The organism is Mediterraneibacter glycyrrhizinilyticus (genome assembly GCF_015560805.1).
GTDB classification, from domain to species: domain Bacteria; phylum Bacillota; class Clostridia; order Lachnospirales; family Lachnospiraceae; genus Schaedlerella; species Schaedlerella glycyrrhizinilytica_A.
Window position 1 is genome coordinate 37,323 of the sequence record NZ_JADMSO010000002.1, and the last position, 14,303, is coordinate 51,625.

The following is a 14,303-nucleotide window of genomic DNA, read 5'->3' on the forward strand; positions in this document are numbered from 1 at the left end:
AATGAAAACTCTGTTGACAAATAGTCGGCAGAGTGCTATTTTATATTCATGGGTTAGCACTCAAAAGAAATGAGTGCTAACAAAAAGAAAAGGAGGAATTACAATGAAGTTAGTACCATTGGGTGACAAGATTGTATTAAAGCAGTTAGAGGCAGAAGAGACAACGAAATCCGGAATCGTACTCCCGGGTCAGGCAAAAGAAAAGCCGCAGGAAGCTGAAGTGATCGCAGTCGGACCGGGCGGAACAATAGATGGAAAAGAAGTGGTAATGCAGGTAAAAGTCGGGGATAAAGTAATTTACTCCAAGTATGCAGGCACAGAAGTAGAACTTGACGGCGAAGAATATATCATTGTAAAACAGAGCGATATTCTTGCGATCGTGGAAGCATAGAGGACTTTTCGGATAAAGAACTTTTTGACAGAGAAATTGAAGAATTTATATTGACAGGAGTGATTGATCATGGCAAAGGAAATTAAATATGGTGCGGAAGCCAGAGCAGCACTGGAAAAAGGTGTAAACCAGCTGGCAGATACGGTCAGAGTAACACTTGGACCAAAAGGAAGAAACGTTGTACTTGACAAATCTTTCGGCGCTCCGCTTATTACAAACGACGGTGTTACGATTGCAAAAGAGATCGAGCTGGAAGATGGATTTGAAAATATGGGAGCTCAGCTGATCCGTGAAGTTGCAGCAAAGACGAACGACGTTGCCGGAGACGGTACAACAACTGCAACCGTACTGGCACAGGCTATGGTAAACGAGGGAATGAAGAACCTGGCGGCAGGCGCAAACCCGATCGTTCTTAGAAAGGGCATGAAAAAAGCCACAGATAAAGCGGTAGAAGCAATCGCAGAGATGAGCAGCAAAGTAACCGGAAAAGAACAGATCGCAAGAGTCGCAGCCGTATCTTCCGGAGACGATGCAGTGGGACAGATGGTTGCCGACGCAATGGAAAAAGTTTCCAACGACGGTGTGATCACGATCGAGGAATCCAAGACAATGCAGACAGAACTGGATCTGGTAGAGGGTATGCAGTTCGACCGTGGATATATTTCCGCATACATGGCAACCGATATGGAAAAGATGGAAGCTGTTCTGGATGATCCGTATATTTTGATCACAGATAAGAAGATTTCCAATATTCAGGATATTCTCCCGCTTCTGGAGCAGGTTGTACAGTCCGGAGCAAGACTTCTGATCATTGCGGAAGATATCGAGGGAGAGGCTCTGACGACTCTGATCGTCAACAAACTGCGTGGAACATTCAATGTCGTTGCTGTAAAAGCACCGGGATACGGAGACAGAAGAAAAGAGATGCTTCAGGATATCGCGATCCTGACAGGCGGACAGGTGATCTCCGAAGAACTGGGAATGGATCTGAAAGAAACAACGATGGATCAGCTTGGACGTGCAAAATCCGTAAAAGTACAGAAAGAGAACACGATCATCGTTGATGGATGCGGAGACAAACAGGCGATTTCCGACAGAGTTGCGCAGATCAAAAAAGGAATCGAAGAGACAACTTCTGAATTTGATAAAGAAAAACTGCAGGAGAGACTCGCAAAACTGGCAGGCGGCGTAGCAGTGATCCGTGTAGGCGCTGCAACAGAGACTGAGATGAAAGAAGCAAAACTGCGTATGGAAGATGCGCTGAATGCGACAAGAGCAGCAGTAGAAGAGGGTATCATTTCCGGAGGCGGCTCTGCATATATCCACGCTTCCAAAGAGGTAGCGAAACTGGCAGAGACATTGGAGGGTGATGAGAAGACGGGTGCAAACATCATTCTGAAAGCACTGGAAGCTCCGCTGTTCCACATTGCTACCAATGCCGGATTAGAGGGTGCAGTGATCATCAACAAAGTGAGAGAGTCTGAAGTTGGTTACGGATTCGACGCATACAAAGAAGAGTATGTAGATATGGTGAAAGAGGGTATTCTGGATCCGGCAAAAGTAACAAGAAGCGCACTGCAGAATGCGACAAGCGTGGCATCTACATTGTTGACAACAGAATCTGTTGTATCTACGATCAAAGAAGATACGCCGGCAATGCCGGCAGGCGCGGGCGCCGGAATGGGAATGATGTAATCTTTCCCGGCAGTATATACAGGGGCAGTTCCCGGAAAAAGTGTTTATCCAGAGTGGCGGATGGGGCAACTTTTTCGGGAGCTGCTCTCTTTTTTCGGAAATGTCTTGACAAGTGTGGTAAAGTTTTGTACCATATCACATAAAACAGCCGCAGAGACTGTGACGGAGTTTGGAGCTTTGCCCGTCCGGAAGCGGTTTGGATTGCAGTTGTGCAATTGTTTGTGGACGAATGATAAAGGCATTCGTTTTACGTTGAAATGCAGAAAGTGAGGAAAAGAAAGCCATGGGTAAAATTATTGGAGAAGGCATTACATTTGATGACGTGCTGTTGGTTCCGGCCTATTCAGAAGTCATTCCGAATGAGGTAGACCTGTCAACACATCTGACAAAAAAAATCAAACTGAATATCCCGATGATGAGTGCGGGGATGGATACGGTAACAGAGCACCGTATGGCGATCGCGATGGCACGTCAGGGCGGTATCGGTATCATTCATAAGAATATGTCGATCGAGCAGCAGGCAGAGGAAGTCGACAAAGTAAAACGTTCAGAAAACGGAGTCATCACTGATCCGTTCTATCTGTCTCCGGAGCATACTCTGGAGGATGCAAATAATCTCATGGCGAAATTCCGCATTTCCGGTGTACCAATTACCGAGGGTAGAAAACTTGTCGGTATCATCACAAACCGCGATCTGAAATTTGAAGAAGATTTCACGAAAAAGATCAAGGAATCGATGACATCCGAGGGGTTGATCACTGCACCGGAGGGTATTACTTTAGAAGAAGCAAAACAGATCCTTGCGAAAGCGAGAAAGGAAAAACTTCCGATCGTTGACGCGGAGGGCAATTTAAAAGGGCTGATCACGATCAAAGACATTGAGAAACAGATCAAATATCCGCTGTCAGCAAAAGACTCTCAGGGACGTCTGCTCTGCGGTGCGGCAATCGGTATCACGGCAAACTGTCTGGAGCGTGTGGAAGCGCTTGTAAAAGCAAAAGTAGACGTGATTGTTATGGATTCCGCTCACGGACATTCTGCAAACGTACTGCGTACGGTCCGTATGGTCAAGGAGAAATATCCGGAGCTTCAGGTTATCGCAGGAAACGTAGCGACAGGTGAGGCGACAAGAGCGCTGATCGAAGCAGGCGTCGATGCGGTAAAAGTCGGAATCGGACCGGGATCGATCTGCACGACGCGTGTGGTTGCCGGAATCGGTGTGCCTCAGGTATCCGCAGTTATGGATTGTTATGCGGTTGCAAAAGAGTATGGAATCCCGATCATCGCAGACGGAGGAATCAAGTATTCCGGAGATATGACGAAAGCGATCGCGGCAGGAGCGAATGTATGTATGATGGGAAGCATCTTTGCAGGATGCGATGAGAGCCCGGGAACATTTGAACTGTATCAGGGAAGAAAATACAAAGTATACCGTGGTATGGGATCGATCTCCGCAATGGAGAACGGAAGCAAGGATCGTTACTTCCAGGAGAATGCGAAGAAGCTTGTTCCGGAGGGCGTAGAGGGGCGTGTTGCCTACAAAGGAACTGTGGAAGATACCGTGTTCCAGTTGATGGGTGGACTTCGTTCCGGTATGGGATATTGCGGAACTGCAAACATCGAAGAACTGAAAGAGAACGGAAGATTTGTTAAGATTTCCGCAGCATCTTTGAAAGAAAGTCATCCACATGACATTCATATTACAAAAGAGGCTCCAAACTACAGTGTAGATGAGTAAACTTATGGCAGAATAAAAACGGAGAGTTGGGCTTGTGAGAAGAAACTTACAGTCCGGCTCTTCTTTATTTTATAGGGGGGCAGCGTCAGTGTACAGGAGATGAGATGCTTCTTGTACACGGATGTTGGTGTCGAATGGAAAAAAGTATTCATGAAACCACAAAAAATACAGAAAAAATCCACAAAAAACCACAGAAAAATAGAGGTTCAGCTTGACAGAAAAAGCTTCTGATAGTATGATTTTCTATATGAGAAAACGGTATGTGATTTTCTGAAAGTGAGGAAGAGTTAAGAGATGAACGATCATGGCGAACAGATAAGAATTGTACAGGAAACGGTAGCCGGAAAAGAGATTACATTTGCACATGTGATGGGAGGTCCGGCGCCGATCATTTATCAGAAACTGGGGCTGAACCCGCAGCTTGATTATGGATCATCTGCAATTGGGATCATGAATATGACGCCGCCGGAGTCTGCGGTGATCGCTTCGGATATTGCAGTGAAAAGCGGAAATGTCTATCTGGGATTTGCAGACCGGTTTACCGGAACATTGATCATTACCGGGGAGATTTCCGATGTGACATCGGCATTGACGGAGATCGTAAATTATTTCAGGGATTCTCTCGGATATGTGGTTTGTGATATTACAAAACGATAGGAAGTAATGATATGGCTCAGATAACGAAAGAAGCGTTGCTTGAAAAGTTATTTCAGAATGATTATGAAGAACTCAAAGGGAAAAGACTGCGTCTGACACGGGTGAGGGTTCCGGGAAAAGAAGTCTGTATGGCACATGTTATCAGCAGATCGGATACCTGTATTTATGAGAATCTGGCGCTGCATATCGGAGTGCACGAGGGAGAAGACCATACGGGAGAATCCATCGGTCTGATCCGTTTTACTCCTTGGGAGTCGGTTGTGGCAGCCGCAGATATCGCGGTAAAAAGCGCGGACGTCGAGATTGGATTTATGGATCGGTTTTGCGGGACGTTGATTTTGCTTGGGAATTTAAGCTCGGTGCAGACCGCAGTGGAAGAAGTCGTAAAGTTTTTTGACGAGAAGCTTGGATTTAGGACGTGTGAGATTCACAGGAGTTAAGGAACATGAAAAAGATATTTTTAATGGGCAGAAGTGAAGCCGGGAAAACTTCCCTGACACAGGCGCTGAAGGGAGAAGAACTTCATTATGTAAAGACACAGTATACGAATACCGATGACGATACGATCGATTCCCCGGGAGAGTATGCGGAGTCAAAGCATTTCAGTGTGGGGCTTGCCTGTTTTTCCTTTGAAGCGGATGTAGTAGCGCTTGTACAGGCAGCAGATGAGCCGTATAATTTGTTCGGTCCGGGAGGGCGGGCATTTATCCTGCGACCCTATATCGGAATCATCACAAAAGTAGATTCCCCGCACGCCAATGTTCCGATGGTCAGACAGTGGATGGTCAATGCCGGATGCGAGCGCATTTTTGAAGTGAATAACGTGACTCGTGAGGGGCTGGATGAGCTGATCGCTTATTTGGAAGAAGATCTTCCGAAATTGTCGATGGAGGAAGCGAAGTTTAAGCAGAGTCTGGGACTGAATGAATGGGATCCTCTTCCGGATGGGGTGAGTTACCCAGAGTGAAGCGGCTTTTGTATGAATAAAGTAGTTCTGCGGACAGGTTTGAGCGATGGAAACAAAAGCTTTTTATGAAAAGAGTCTAAAGATGAAAGATACGGGCAATCATAGAAAAAAACAAAAAAGATCACAGAATAGATCGCAGAACCGAGCATACAGAGCAGGAAGTTCTGCAAGCGCAGCAAAAGCGCACAGGCGGCAGGTCATTTGTATTCAGATTGGACTGGCAGTGCTTGGTGCGCTTCTTTTTATATTGATATTGTACAGCTGTGGGAGACGAAGCGGACAATCCGGTCATCTGAATGTGGATGCCTCTATGCCTGAAATTGATGTGCAGCTTTTGGATGTCAATGAATATTCGCGCCCGGGGATCGAATCGGATCCGATTACCGGCGTTGTGATCCATTATACTGCAAATCCCGGAAGCACAGCGCAGGAAAATCGGGATTATTTCAATGGTCTGCAGGATGGACACGATACATCGGTGAGCAGTCATTTTGTGGTGGGACTGGATGGGGAGATCATCCAATGTGTGCCCACATGGGAGATCGCGTATGCTTCCAACGAACGGAATCATGATACAGTGTCGATCGAATGCTGTCATCCGGATGAAACCGGAGAGTTTACAGAAGAAACTTATGCGTCCGTAGTGCAGCTGACTGCATTTTTATGCAGAAAATATGATCTGACGGCAGATGCAGTGATCCGCCATTACGATGTGACCGGAAAAGACTGCCCTCGCTATTTTGTACAAAATGAAGACGCGTGGAAGACCTTTCGGGAAGATGTGGCGAGAGCGCTTGCAAAGGGTGGTTCGGATGAAGCCGGGAAAGAAAACGGAGAAGGAAAAGGATAATGGAAATACTTGCATAGATATGCGCAAGTTGGTATAATGTGCGGATAGGGAAGAGCGGGATTTCCAGACGTCGCTTTCCAAAGTGAGCTGCCCGCATGAAAGGAAGAGAGAAGAAATGAACGATTTGGAAATGTATCGCGAGCAGCTTGCGATGTGTGATGATAAGATTATTGACGCTCTGGCGGAACGGAATCAGATTGTCGAAAAGATCATGTCTTATAAAGAAGAGTACGGAATGCGGATCCTGCAGCCGGCACAGGAAGAGAAACAGGAACGGATCCGCAGGGAAAAGTTAAAAGACAATCGCTATGAAAAAGAGATCGAAGATGTGTTTGAGCGGATCATCCGGAACAGTAAACGGATTCAGGCAAGAACATTGTTTCCATACAATATTGTTCTGATCGGGTTTATGGGGGCAGGGAAATCCACGGTTTCCGATTATCTGAGTACGATGTTTGCAATGGAGATCGTCGAGATGGATCAGGTGATCGCAGATCGGGAAGAGATGAGCATTCCGGATATTTTTTCTACTTACGGAGAAGAATATTTTCGGGATTTGGAGACGGATCTGCTGATCGAGATGCAGTCGAGAAAAAATACGATCATTTCCTGCGGAGGCGGAGCGGCGCTTAGAGAGCGTAATGTAAAAGAAATGAAAAAGAACGGAAGAGTCGTGCTTTTAACGGCAAGCCCGAGCACGGTGTATGAACGTGTGAAAGACTGTGGGGATCGTCCGATTCTAAATGGAAACAAAAATGTTGCTTATATTGCAGATTTAATGGAAACGCGTCGTGAAAAATATGAGGCCGCGGCAGATATTGTGATTCGGACAGATGAAAAAACCGTGCTGGAAATCTGCGAAGAACTGATCACAAAATTAACGGAGTTAGAAAAGAAAGATGTTTGATAAATTTTTTCCGGATGAATATGTAGCATCCACTTATGTGATTGCATTTGAAAAACTATATGAGGAAGGGTATCGCGGCGTTATTTTTGATATTGATAATACGTTGGTACCACATGGAGCGCCGGCGGATGAGCGCGCAAAGAAGTTGTTTGAAAGACTTGGAAAAATCGGATTTGAATCCTGTCTGCTTTCAAATAACAAAGAACCGCGGGTTAAGATGTTTAATGAAGAAATCGGGACAAATTACATTTTTAACGCGCACAAACCGTCTACAAAAAATTATCTGCATGCAATGGAACTGATGGGGACGGATAAGACGAATACATTGTTTATCGGTGATCAGCTTTTTACGGATGTATGGGGCGCAAAAAGGACCGGGATCCGTAATATCCTTGTGAAACCGATTTATCCGAAAGAAGAGATTCAGATCGTTTTAAAGCGGTATCTGGAGCGGGTCGTGCTTCATTTCTATTTGAAAAAGAAATAAAAAGGTTGAAAAAAGCAGAAAATTATTATAGAATGATAAAAGCTGAGAACATATGCGCATAGAGCGCGCGATTGAAGGAGGATTACAAATGATCGCAGCAGGAGATTTTAAGAACGGTGTTACCGTTGAGATTGATGGAAATATTTACCAGATTCTGGAATTCCAGCATGTAAAACCTGGAAAAGGAGCCGCTTTTGTAAGAACGAAACTGAAAAACATCATTAGCGGTGGTGTGATTGAAAAGACATTCAGACCGACAGAGAAATTCCCGAAAGCACATATCGACAGAAAAGATATGCAGTATCTGTATCAGGATGGTGATCTGTACAACTTTATGGATGTTGAGACATATGATCAGATCGCATTGGACAAAGAAGTTGTAGGGGATGCGCTGAAGTTTGTAAAAGAGAACGAAGTAGTAAAAGTATGTTCTCACAAAGGTAACGTATTTTCCGTTGAGCCGCCTCTGTTTGTAGAACTTGCAATTACAGAGACAGAGCCGGGATTCAAAGGCGATACGGCACAGGGAGCAACCAAGCCGGCAACAGTTGAGACAGGTGCAACTGTTATGGTTCCGCTGTTTGTTGAGAATGGAGATGTTCTGAAGATTGATACCCGTACAGGAGAATATCTGTCCAGAGTATAAGAATAGGCAGTGATTTTTTGAAGTGTCAGAATACAGGCATTTCTAATATAGGATGGGAGCGATTCGTTTGAATTGCTCCCATCCTGCATTATAAGATCAGGATTCCGAAGTTTTTGATTCCCGCCGGCTTTTTATGATCTGCCATTGATAGCGTCGATGTACAAGGGGGAAACACGCCTCAAACCGCGTAATTTCGGTGATTTTCAGCGTTATCCTCAATCAGCGTACGTCCAGTACGCTTCAATCGTCTGCCTTGAAAATCACCGAATTATCTGCGGTTGAGGTCGGTGAGTCGAGAAGAAACAAATCTAAGCCTCTTTTAGGTACTTGAACGACGCGTACAGAGACGAGACGTACGCGGAGTGAAAGTAACAATAAAGAGGCTTAGATTTGCTCTTCATCGACCGTTTTTCCCCTTGTACACCGACGCTATATGAGTACGGGAATCAGCGTTATAAGGGTAAGTGATCCGAAAACAACGGAGGTTTTCATGATGGCAGATATTGCAAATAGGAACAGGATCAACAGCCACGGATTTCGTAAATTTTTGTAGTAGTACGCTTTATCTTCATAAGAAGTATGCAGTTCAAACGGTTTTCCGTCATTTGCTTTTTCTACGATCAGCAGTTCACGGTTGAACGTTGTCGCATTGGTTGCCAGACGTCCGCCTTTTTCAGCCCATGGTCGCCAACGTATTTTCCCGATGGAGTAATTAAGATTTATATTTTTATAGAAAACTTTATATCCCATATCTTCTAAAAACATATAATAATTGTCTGCTTCTTCTTTGGATTTGTGTCCGATAAAATCGATACAGTATTTTACCTGGTTGGGGCGACATGGCTCGAATTCATATAAGATTTTTTCTGTTCGTATAAGGCGATAGCCTTTCTTGGACATGTTGTTCAGCCATTTCATTTGTGTATTCAAAAGACCGCCCAAAAATCGATAATATTTTTTACTCATATGCACCTCCGATGATCGTATCTGCTATGTTTACAAGTTCATGAAGCCTCGCAAGCTCTTTTTCTGCAATTTCTTTTCCCTGAGGTGTTATGCAATATTCTTTTTTTCTTTTTTCCAGATCGCCATAGGGCGTGATCCAACCTTTTTTTTCTAAAGAGGTCAACGCGCCGTATAAAGTACCTGCCCCTAACAAAAGCTGCCCTTTCGTTTTATCTTCAATAAACTGCATAACGGCATATCCATGCCTTGGTGTATAGAGGGAAAGCAAAATATAAAAGGTCACTTCTGTAAGTGCCCCGCTTTTTGTATTGTCCCGCATGAATGATACCTCCAATACTACGGTTACTGTAATAAATATTTCACTAACCGTAATAGGATGCAAGAGTTTGTTGATGATGAAAATCAAGATTGCTTTTCATATGAAAAAGCGATATAATCAGTTTATGTAATTTGTTTCTAAATCAACAATTCCGGTACATCTCGTACCAAATTTCTCATTTTAATTTCAAGACGGACGCGTATAGGGAAAGTGAAAGGAGTTATATGGAATATCAGGAATTTTTAAGCGCGGTTGAAAGAAAAATGAATTTAAAAATGACAGGAGGGATGCATGCCAGCTTGCATGAAGCGGTGAAAAATAATGGTGAAGTAAAAAGAGGAGTTCTGGTGGAAAGCCCGGGAATCAATATTTCTCCGGCATTTTATCTGGAAGAAGTATATCAGCGGTATCAAAGTGGTGATACATTGGATCAGCTTGTAGATGAACTTTTAAAATGTTATCAGGAAGTAAGGTGCAAAAAGTCATTGGATATAACGGATCTGGAAACGATAGAGGGGATTCGGGATAAGGTTGTATTTAAATTGATTCATTCTGAAAAAAACAGAGCTTTGCTGAAAGAAATTCCTCATCGGGAGATTCTGGATCTGAGTATAGTGTTCTATTTGATCGTTGACATGGAGGAGCGTTCGACTGCGACTATTTTGATTCGAAATGAACATTTAAAAGTATGGGGGATGGATGAAGAACAGCTTTTGTCATTTGCGTATGAAAATGTGCAGAGGCTGATACCGCCGCAGTTGTTTTTGATGCGGGAAATTGTAGAAGAAACATTGGAGCTTGGGAGAAGAAAACCGATCAATCTGTTTGAATATCCGGAAAATCTGAAAGGCGAATTTATGTATGTTCTTACTAATTCTCATCGTAATTTGGGTGCGGCTGCAATTCTTTATCCCGGTGTGCAAAAAAAGATCGCAGAGATTCTCAACGGCGGTTATTATGTGATCCCGAGCAGTGTACATGAGATGATCATAGTACCAATGACGGAAAGTATTACGAGAAAAGAATTAGATCAAATGGTGAAGGAGGTAAATGAAAATGTAGTAGATCCGGAAGAAATCCTAAGTGATCATGTTTATATATATGATGCGGGGAAAGAGGTACTGCAATGGGTATTTTCAAGCAGGATATAGATGCGATATGAAGTTGAAACCGGACATTCTGTTGAAAATGCCAAGGTTTTTATTATTTAAAATTCTAGTGAACAAAGGAGATGAGAAGTATGGAAGAAACGAAGATGCTGCAGGCAATCCGTGGGATTTTCCGAGAGGAGACCGCAAGCCTGCGAGAAGAAATGACAGGACTGCATAAGGAGACCGCGAGCCTGCGAGAGGAAGTGACAGGACTGCATAAGGAGACCGCGAGCCTGCGAGAGGAAATGACAGGACTGCATAAGGAGACCGCGAGCCTCAGAGTAGAATTTCAGCAGAATCTGGAAAAAACCGAGAAAAATATTCTGGAAGTTTTGCGAAAAGAAATTCGGGCATCTGAAAATTCTACTTTGGAGGAAGTGGATCGCTTACAGGAAATTATGGAGCGGCGAATCGGAGAGGTAAATGAAAAAATAGAAAACGTAGAACGGTATTATCGAATCAGCAGATTGGAAAACGACAATACAACTCTGGTGTTGCAGATTGTTGAAGATTACGGGAGACGTCTGGAAAAATTAGAGCGTGTGATCGCCTAAAAAGGACTTGTGTCATAGTAAGGAACGCGCTATAATCATTACATAAGACAATAAAACTTTCGGATGATCCATGGATCAGAGGGATGTTTCTGAAAGCGGAGCCAAGGAGAGCAGAGACCGGCAGAGGACGTATCAGACAGGTACGTTTTTTCTGTCGGTCTTTTTTCGCTTTGGCTGATACAAGGAGGAAATGATATGTATGATGTAGTGATTATCGGAGCAGGTGTGTCCGGATCGTCGATCGCACGGGAACTGTCACGATATCAGGTGAATGTTTGCGTACTTGAAAAAGAAGAGGATGTCTGCTGCGGAACTTCCAAGGCAAACAGCGGGATCGTCCATGCGGGATACGATGCAGAGCCGGGAAGTCTGATGGCAAAGCTGAATGTTCAGGGAAACAAGATGATGGAATCACTTTCAAAAGAACTAGATTTCTCATTTGCACGAACCGGTTCGTTTGTAGTCTGTACTGAGGAGGAAAATATTCCGAAATTGGAAGCGCTTCAGAAGAGAGGGATCAAAAATGGCGTAGAAAATCTGCAGATCCTCGGGAAAGAAGAAGCGCTTGCGATGGAACCGAATCTTTCCGAGGATACGGTTGCGGTACTTTATGCGCCGACAGCGGGGATCGTCTGTCCGTTCGGTCTGAACATCGCGATGGCAGAAAATGCGGCAGTGAACGGCGTCTCTTTCTTTTTCGATACGAAAGTGGAAACAATTGAACGGATGAGATTGGCTGAACATCCAGGAACTTCTGAACTGTCGGAAAATGAAAAAGCGGGATTTCAGATCAAGACATCCAGAGGGACATTTGAAGCGAAATATATCGTAAATGCGGCGGGGGTTTATGCAGACAGATTTCATAATATGGTGAGTGAAAAGAAAATTAAGATCACACCACGGAAAGGAGAGTATTTCCTGTTGGATAAAAGTGCAGGAAAACATGTGAGCCGAACCATTTTTGCACTTCCGGGGAAGTATGGAAAAGGTGTATTGGTCAGCCAGACTGTCCACGGAAATCTGCTTGTAGGACCGACTGCGACGGACTTGGATGATAAAGAGGGCAATTACACGACAGCAGACGGATTGGCGGAAATCCGGGAAAAATCAGGAAATTGTGTGAAAAATATTCCTCTTCGCAGCGTGATCACGAGCTTTGCGGGACTGCGTGCGCATGAAGAGGGACATGAATTTCTAATCGGGGAATTGGAGGATGTACCGGGATTTATTGACTGCGCCGGAATTGAATCGCCGGGACTTACAAGTGCGCCGGCAATCGGTAAGATGGTGGCAGGAATTTTGAAAGAAAAGATGGATCTGAAAGAGGATCCGAATTTTCAGGGGACACGGAAAGGGATTTTGGATCCGTCTCGGCTTTCTCTGGAAGAACATAATGAACTGATCCAGAAAAATCCCGCATATGGAAATATGATCTGCAGGTGTGAAATGATTTCGGAGGGGGAAATTTTGGATGCGATCCACCGACCGCTCGGCGCGAAGTCATTAGACGGCATAAAAAGACGAACACGCGCAGGAATGGGAAGGTGTCAGTCCGGTTTTTGTTCTCCGCGGACAATGGAAATTCTTTCGAGAGAATTGAAAGTACCGATGGAAGAACTGACAAAGTCGGGCGGCGGTTCCAAACTGATCACCGGACACAGCAAAGAGATTTATCAGGGGGAGGATGCGGAATGAAAACATATGATATTGTCATTATCGGCGGAGGTCCGGCCGGTTTGGCAGCGGCGGTTTCCGCGAGAAAACAGGGAGAGGAAAGCATTGTGATCCTGGAGCGGGATAAGGAACTGGGAGGAATTTTAAATCAATGTATTCATAACGGATTTGGTCTGCATACATTTCAGGAAGAGCTGACCGGACCGGAATATGCGGCGCGGTTTATGAAACAAGTTGAGGAACTTGGAATCGAATATCGTTTGAACACAATGGTAGTTGAGATCAGCAGTGATAAGGTTGTAACGGCGATGAGCCGCCGGGATGGAATGTATCAGATCCGGGCAAAGGCGCTGATCCTGGCAATGGGATGCCGCGAAAGGGCGCGGGGAGCGCTGAATATTCCGGGATACCGTCCGGCGGGGATTTATTCGGCGGGAACTGCCCAGCGGCTGGTCAACAAAGAGGGATTTATGCCGGGCAGAAAAGTGGTGATCCTCGGATCGGGAGACATCGGTCTGATCATGGCGCGCCGCATGACACTGGAGGGGGCGGAAGTGAAAGTCGTGGCGGAACTGATGCCTTATTCCGGCGGGTTAAAGCGAAATATCGTACAGTGTTTGGATGATTATGATATTCCGTTGAAACTGAGTCATACGGTGATCGATATCAAAGGAAAAGAGCGGGTGGAGGGGATCGTGCTGGCAGAAGTCGATGAGACGAACCGACCGATTCCCGGAACCGAAGAATTTTACGAATGTGATACTTTGCTGCTCTCAGTCGGTCTGATTCCGGAAAATGAATTGTCCGCACAGATGGGTATTGCGTTGAGCAACGTGACTTCCGGTCCGGTTGTGGATGAAAGTCTGGAAACCAATTTGGACGGCGTGTTTGCCTGCGGAAATGTACTGCATGTGCATGATCTGGTGGATTTTGTGTCGGAAGAAGCAGCAACCGCCGGAAAAAATGCCGCATGCTATGTAAAAAACGAACGAATGAAGAGCGGGATCTCGATTCCTATAAAAGCAGAGAACGGAGTACGCTATACCGTTCCGTCACGGATCGATCCGGAACGGATGGAGGAGAAACAGATCGTACGTTTTCGTGTGGGAAAAGTGTATAAAAATTGCCGGATCTGTGCATTTTTAGATGGAGAGCAGATCATTTCCAGAAAACGTCCGGTCGTGGCTCCCGGAGAGATGGAACAAGTTATTTTGAAAAAAGAATGGTTTGAGCAGCCGCCAGAATGTACAGACGGAAGCGGGCATGAACTGATCATTCGGATTGAAGAATAGAAAGGGAGG

The 14,303-nt window shown here is 44.9% G+C and carries 16 protein-coding genes; 14 read left to right on the forward strand and 2 right to left on the reverse strand.

Going from position 1 to position 14,303, the window contains the following annotated elements; genetic code table 11:
• The first annotated feature begins 103 nt into the window (after nucleotides 1–103).
• The 10 genes from groES to efp all read left to right on the forward strand — a co-directional run bounded on the left by groES (nucleotide 104) and on the right by efp (nucleotide 8,338).
• Nucleotides 104–391 carry a co-chaperone GroES gene (gene groES, locus I2H87_RS02245; RefSeq protein ID WP_009267874.1) on the forward strand — a complete coding sequence of 96 codons (288 nt, stop codon included), beginning with the start codon at nucleotides 104–106 and terminating at the stop codon, nucleotides 389–391.
• Between the two features lie 69 nt (nucleotides 392–460).
• The gene (gene groL / locus I2H87_RS02250; protein WP_022152431.1) at nucleotides 461–2,086 is read left to right on the forward strand and encodes a chaperonin GroEL; all 1,626 of its coding nucleotides are present in this window, start codon (nucleotides 461–463) and stop codon (nucleotides 2,084–2,086) included.
• Nucleotides 2,087–2,369: 283 nt separating this feature from the next.
• The gene (guaB, locus tag I2H87_RS02255) at nucleotides 2,370–3,824 is read left to right on the forward strand and encodes an IMP dehydrogenase (RefSeq protein WP_009267872.1); all 1,455 of its coding nucleotides are present in this window, start codon (nucleotides 2,370–2,372) and stop codon (nucleotides 3,822–3,824) included.
• A 294-nt stretch (nucleotides 3,825–4,118) separates the two neighbouring features.
• A complete protein-coding gene (locus tag I2H87_RS02260; RefSeq protein ID WP_022152429.1) occupies nucleotides 4,119–4,481 on the forward strand; it encodes a BMC domain-containing protein in 363 nt (120 codons plus the stop codon).
• Nucleotides 4,482–4,492: 11 nt separating this feature from the next.
• Nucleotides 4,493–4,921, forward strand: a complete 429-nt coding sequence (locus tag I2H87_RS02265; RefSeq protein WP_009267870.1) for a BMC domain-containing protein — start codon at nucleotides 4,493–4,495, stop codon at nucleotides 4,919–4,921.
• Between the two features lie 5 nt (nucleotides 4,922–4,926).
• On the forward strand, nucleotides 4,927–5,448 hold the full coding sequence (locus I2H87_RS02270; protein WP_009267869.1) for a EutP/PduV family microcompartment system protein: 522 nt from the start codon (nucleotides 4,927–4,929) through the stop codon (nucleotides 5,446–5,448).
• An 82-nt stretch (nucleotides 5,449–5,530) separates the two neighbouring features.
• Nucleotides 5,531–6,298 carry a peptidoglycan recognition protein family protein gene (locus I2H87_RS02275; RefSeq protein ID WP_117551042.1) on the forward strand — a complete coding sequence of 256 codons (768 nt, stop codon included), beginning with the start codon at nucleotides 5,531–5,533 and terminating at the stop codon, nucleotides 6,296–6,298.
• A 115-nt stretch (nucleotides 6,299–6,413) separates the two neighbouring features.
• Nucleotides 6,414–7,205: a shikimate kinase gene (locus tag I2H87_RS02280; protein WP_009267867.1), complete on the forward strand. Its 792-nt coding sequence runs from the start codon at nucleotides 6,414–6,416 to the stop codon at nucleotides 7,203–7,205.
• A complete protein-coding gene (locus I2H87_RS02285; RefSeq protein WP_009267866.1) occupies nucleotides 7,198–7,692 on the forward strand; it encodes a YqeG family HAD IIIA-type phosphatase in 495 nt (164 codons plus the stop codon). Before I2H87_RS02280 ends, I2H87_RS02285 begins: the two co-directional genes overlap by 8 nt.
• Nucleotides 7,693–7,780: 88 nt before the next feature.
• A complete protein-coding gene (efp, locus tag I2H87_RS02290) occupies nucleotides 7,781–8,338 on the forward strand; it encodes an elongation factor P (RefSeq protein ID WP_009267865.1) in 558 nt (185 codons plus the stop codon).
• A gap of 429 nt (nucleotides 8,339–8,767) precedes the next feature.
• Here the strand turns inward: efp and I2H87_RS02295 are convergent, their stop codons facing one another.
• Together I2H87_RS02295 and I2H87_RS02300 are read right to left on the reverse strand one after the other, a co-directional pair.
• Nucleotides 8,768–9,304, reverse strand: coding sequence for a DUF2812 domain-containing protein (locus I2H87_RS02295; RefSeq protein ID WP_009267864.1), 537 nt, complete (start codon nucleotides 9,302–9,304; stop codon nucleotides 8,768–8,770).
• The gene (locus I2H87_RS02300) at nucleotides 9,297–9,623 is read right to left on the reverse strand and encodes a PadR family transcriptional regulator (RefSeq protein ID WP_009267863.1); all 327 of its coding nucleotides are present in this window, start codon (nucleotides 9,621–9,623) and stop codon (nucleotides 9,297–9,299) included. The genes I2H87_RS02295 and I2H87_RS02300 overlap by 8 nt, the downstream gene beginning before the upstream one ends.
• A 224-nt stretch (nucleotides 9,624–9,847) precedes the next feature.
• Here I2H87_RS02300 and I2H87_RS02305 point away from each other — a divergent pair, with 224 nt between their 5' ends.
• From I2H87_RS02305 to I2H87_RS02320, 4 genes are all read left to right on the forward strand, one after another.
• The gene (locus tag I2H87_RS02305; RefSeq protein ID WP_009267862.1) at nucleotides 9,848–10,774 is read left to right on the forward strand and encodes a DUF5688 family protein; all 927 of its coding nucleotides are present in this window, start codon (nucleotides 9,848–9,850) and stop codon (nucleotides 10,772–10,774) included.
• 89 nt (nucleotides 10,775–10,863) lie between these two features.
• Nucleotides 10,864–11,328 carry a hypothetical protein gene (locus tag I2H87_RS02310; RefSeq protein WP_009267861.1) on the forward strand — a complete coding sequence of 155 codons (465 nt, stop codon included), beginning with the start codon at nucleotides 10,864–10,866 and terminating at the stop codon, nucleotides 11,326–11,328.
• Nucleotides 11,329–11,523: 195 nt separating this feature from the next.
• Nucleotides 11,524–13,023, forward strand: coding sequence for an NAD(P)/FAD-dependent oxidoreductase (locus tag I2H87_RS02315; RefSeq protein WP_054703170.1), 1,500 nt, complete (start codon nucleotides 11,524–11,526; stop codon nucleotides 13,021–13,023).
• Nucleotides 13,020–14,294 (forward strand): NAD(P)/FAD-dependent oxidoreductase, encoded by a 1,275-nt coding sequence (locus I2H87_RS02320; RefSeq protein WP_117550972.1) that lies wholly within the window; start codon nucleotides 13,020–13,022, stop codon nucleotides 14,292–14,294. The genes I2H87_RS02315 and I2H87_RS02320 overlap by 4 nt, the downstream gene beginning before the upstream one ends.
• Nucleotides 14,295–14,303 lie beyond the last annotated feature (9 nt).

Excerpts from the sequence above, each read along its gene's own strand:
- I2H87_RS02315 (WP_054703170.1), top strand. The coding sequence starts at position 11,524 with ATGTATGATGTAGTGATTATCGGAGCAGGTGTGTCCGGATCGTCGATC.
- I2H87_RS02260 (WP_022152429.1), top strand. The coding sequence starts at position 4,119 with ATGAACGATCATGGCGAACAGATAAGAATTGTACAGGAAACGGTAGCC.
- guaB (WP_009267872.1), top strand. The coding sequence starts at position 2,370 with ATGGGTAAAATTATTGGAGAAGGCATTACATTTGATGACGTGCTGTTG.
- I2H87_RS02265 (WP_009267870.1), top strand. The coding sequence starts at position 4,493 with ATGGCTCAGATAACGAAAGAAGCGTTGCTTGAAAAGTTATTTCAGAAT.
- I2H87_RS02300 (WP_009267863.1), bottom strand. The coding sequence starts at position 9,623 with ATGCGGGACAATACAAAAAGCGGGGCACTTACAGAAGTGACCTTTTAT.
- groES (WP_009267874.1), top strand. The coding sequence starts at position 104 with ATGAAGTTAGTACCATTGGGTGACAAGATTGTATTAAAGCAGTTAGAG.
- I2H87_RS02320 (WP_117550972.1), top strand. The coding sequence starts at position 13,020 with ATGAAAACATATGATATTGTCATTATCGGCGGAGGTCCGGCCGGTTTG.
- I2H87_RS02310 (WP_009267861.1), top strand. The coding sequence starts at position 10,864 with ATGGAAGAAACGAAGATGCTGCAGGCAATCCGTGGGATTTTCCGAGAG.
- I2H87_RS02285 (WP_009267866.1), top strand. The coding sequence starts at position 7,198 with ATGTTTGATAAATTTTTTCCGGATGAATATGTAGCATCCACTTATGTG.
- I2H87_RS02275 (WP_117551042.1), top strand. The coding sequence starts at position 5,531 with ATGAAAGATACGGGCAATCATAGAAAAAAACAAAAAAGATCACAGAAT.
- I2H87_RS02280 (WP_009267867.1), top strand. The coding sequence starts at position 6,414 with ATGAACGATTTGGAAATGTATCGCGAGCAGCTTGCGATGTGTGATGAT.
- groL (WP_022152431.1), top strand. The coding sequence starts at position 461 with ATGGCAAAGGAAATTAAATATGGTGCGGAAGCCAGAGCAGCACTGGAA.
- I2H87_RS02270 (WP_009267869.1), top strand. The coding sequence starts at position 4,927 with ATGAAAAAGATATTTTTAATGGGCAGAAGTGAAGCCGGGAAAACTTCC.
- I2H87_RS02305 (WP_009267862.1), top strand. The coding sequence starts at position 9,848 with ATGGAATATCAGGAATTTTTAAGCGCGGTTGAAAGAAAAATGAATTTA.
- I2H87_RS02295 (WP_009267864.1), bottom strand. The coding sequence starts at position 9,304 with ATGAGTAAAAAATATTATCGATTTTTGGGCGGTCTTTTGAATACACAA.
- efp (WP_009267865.1), top strand. The coding sequence starts at position 7,781 with ATGATCGCAGCAGGAGATTTTAAGAACGGTGTTACCGTTGAGATTGAT.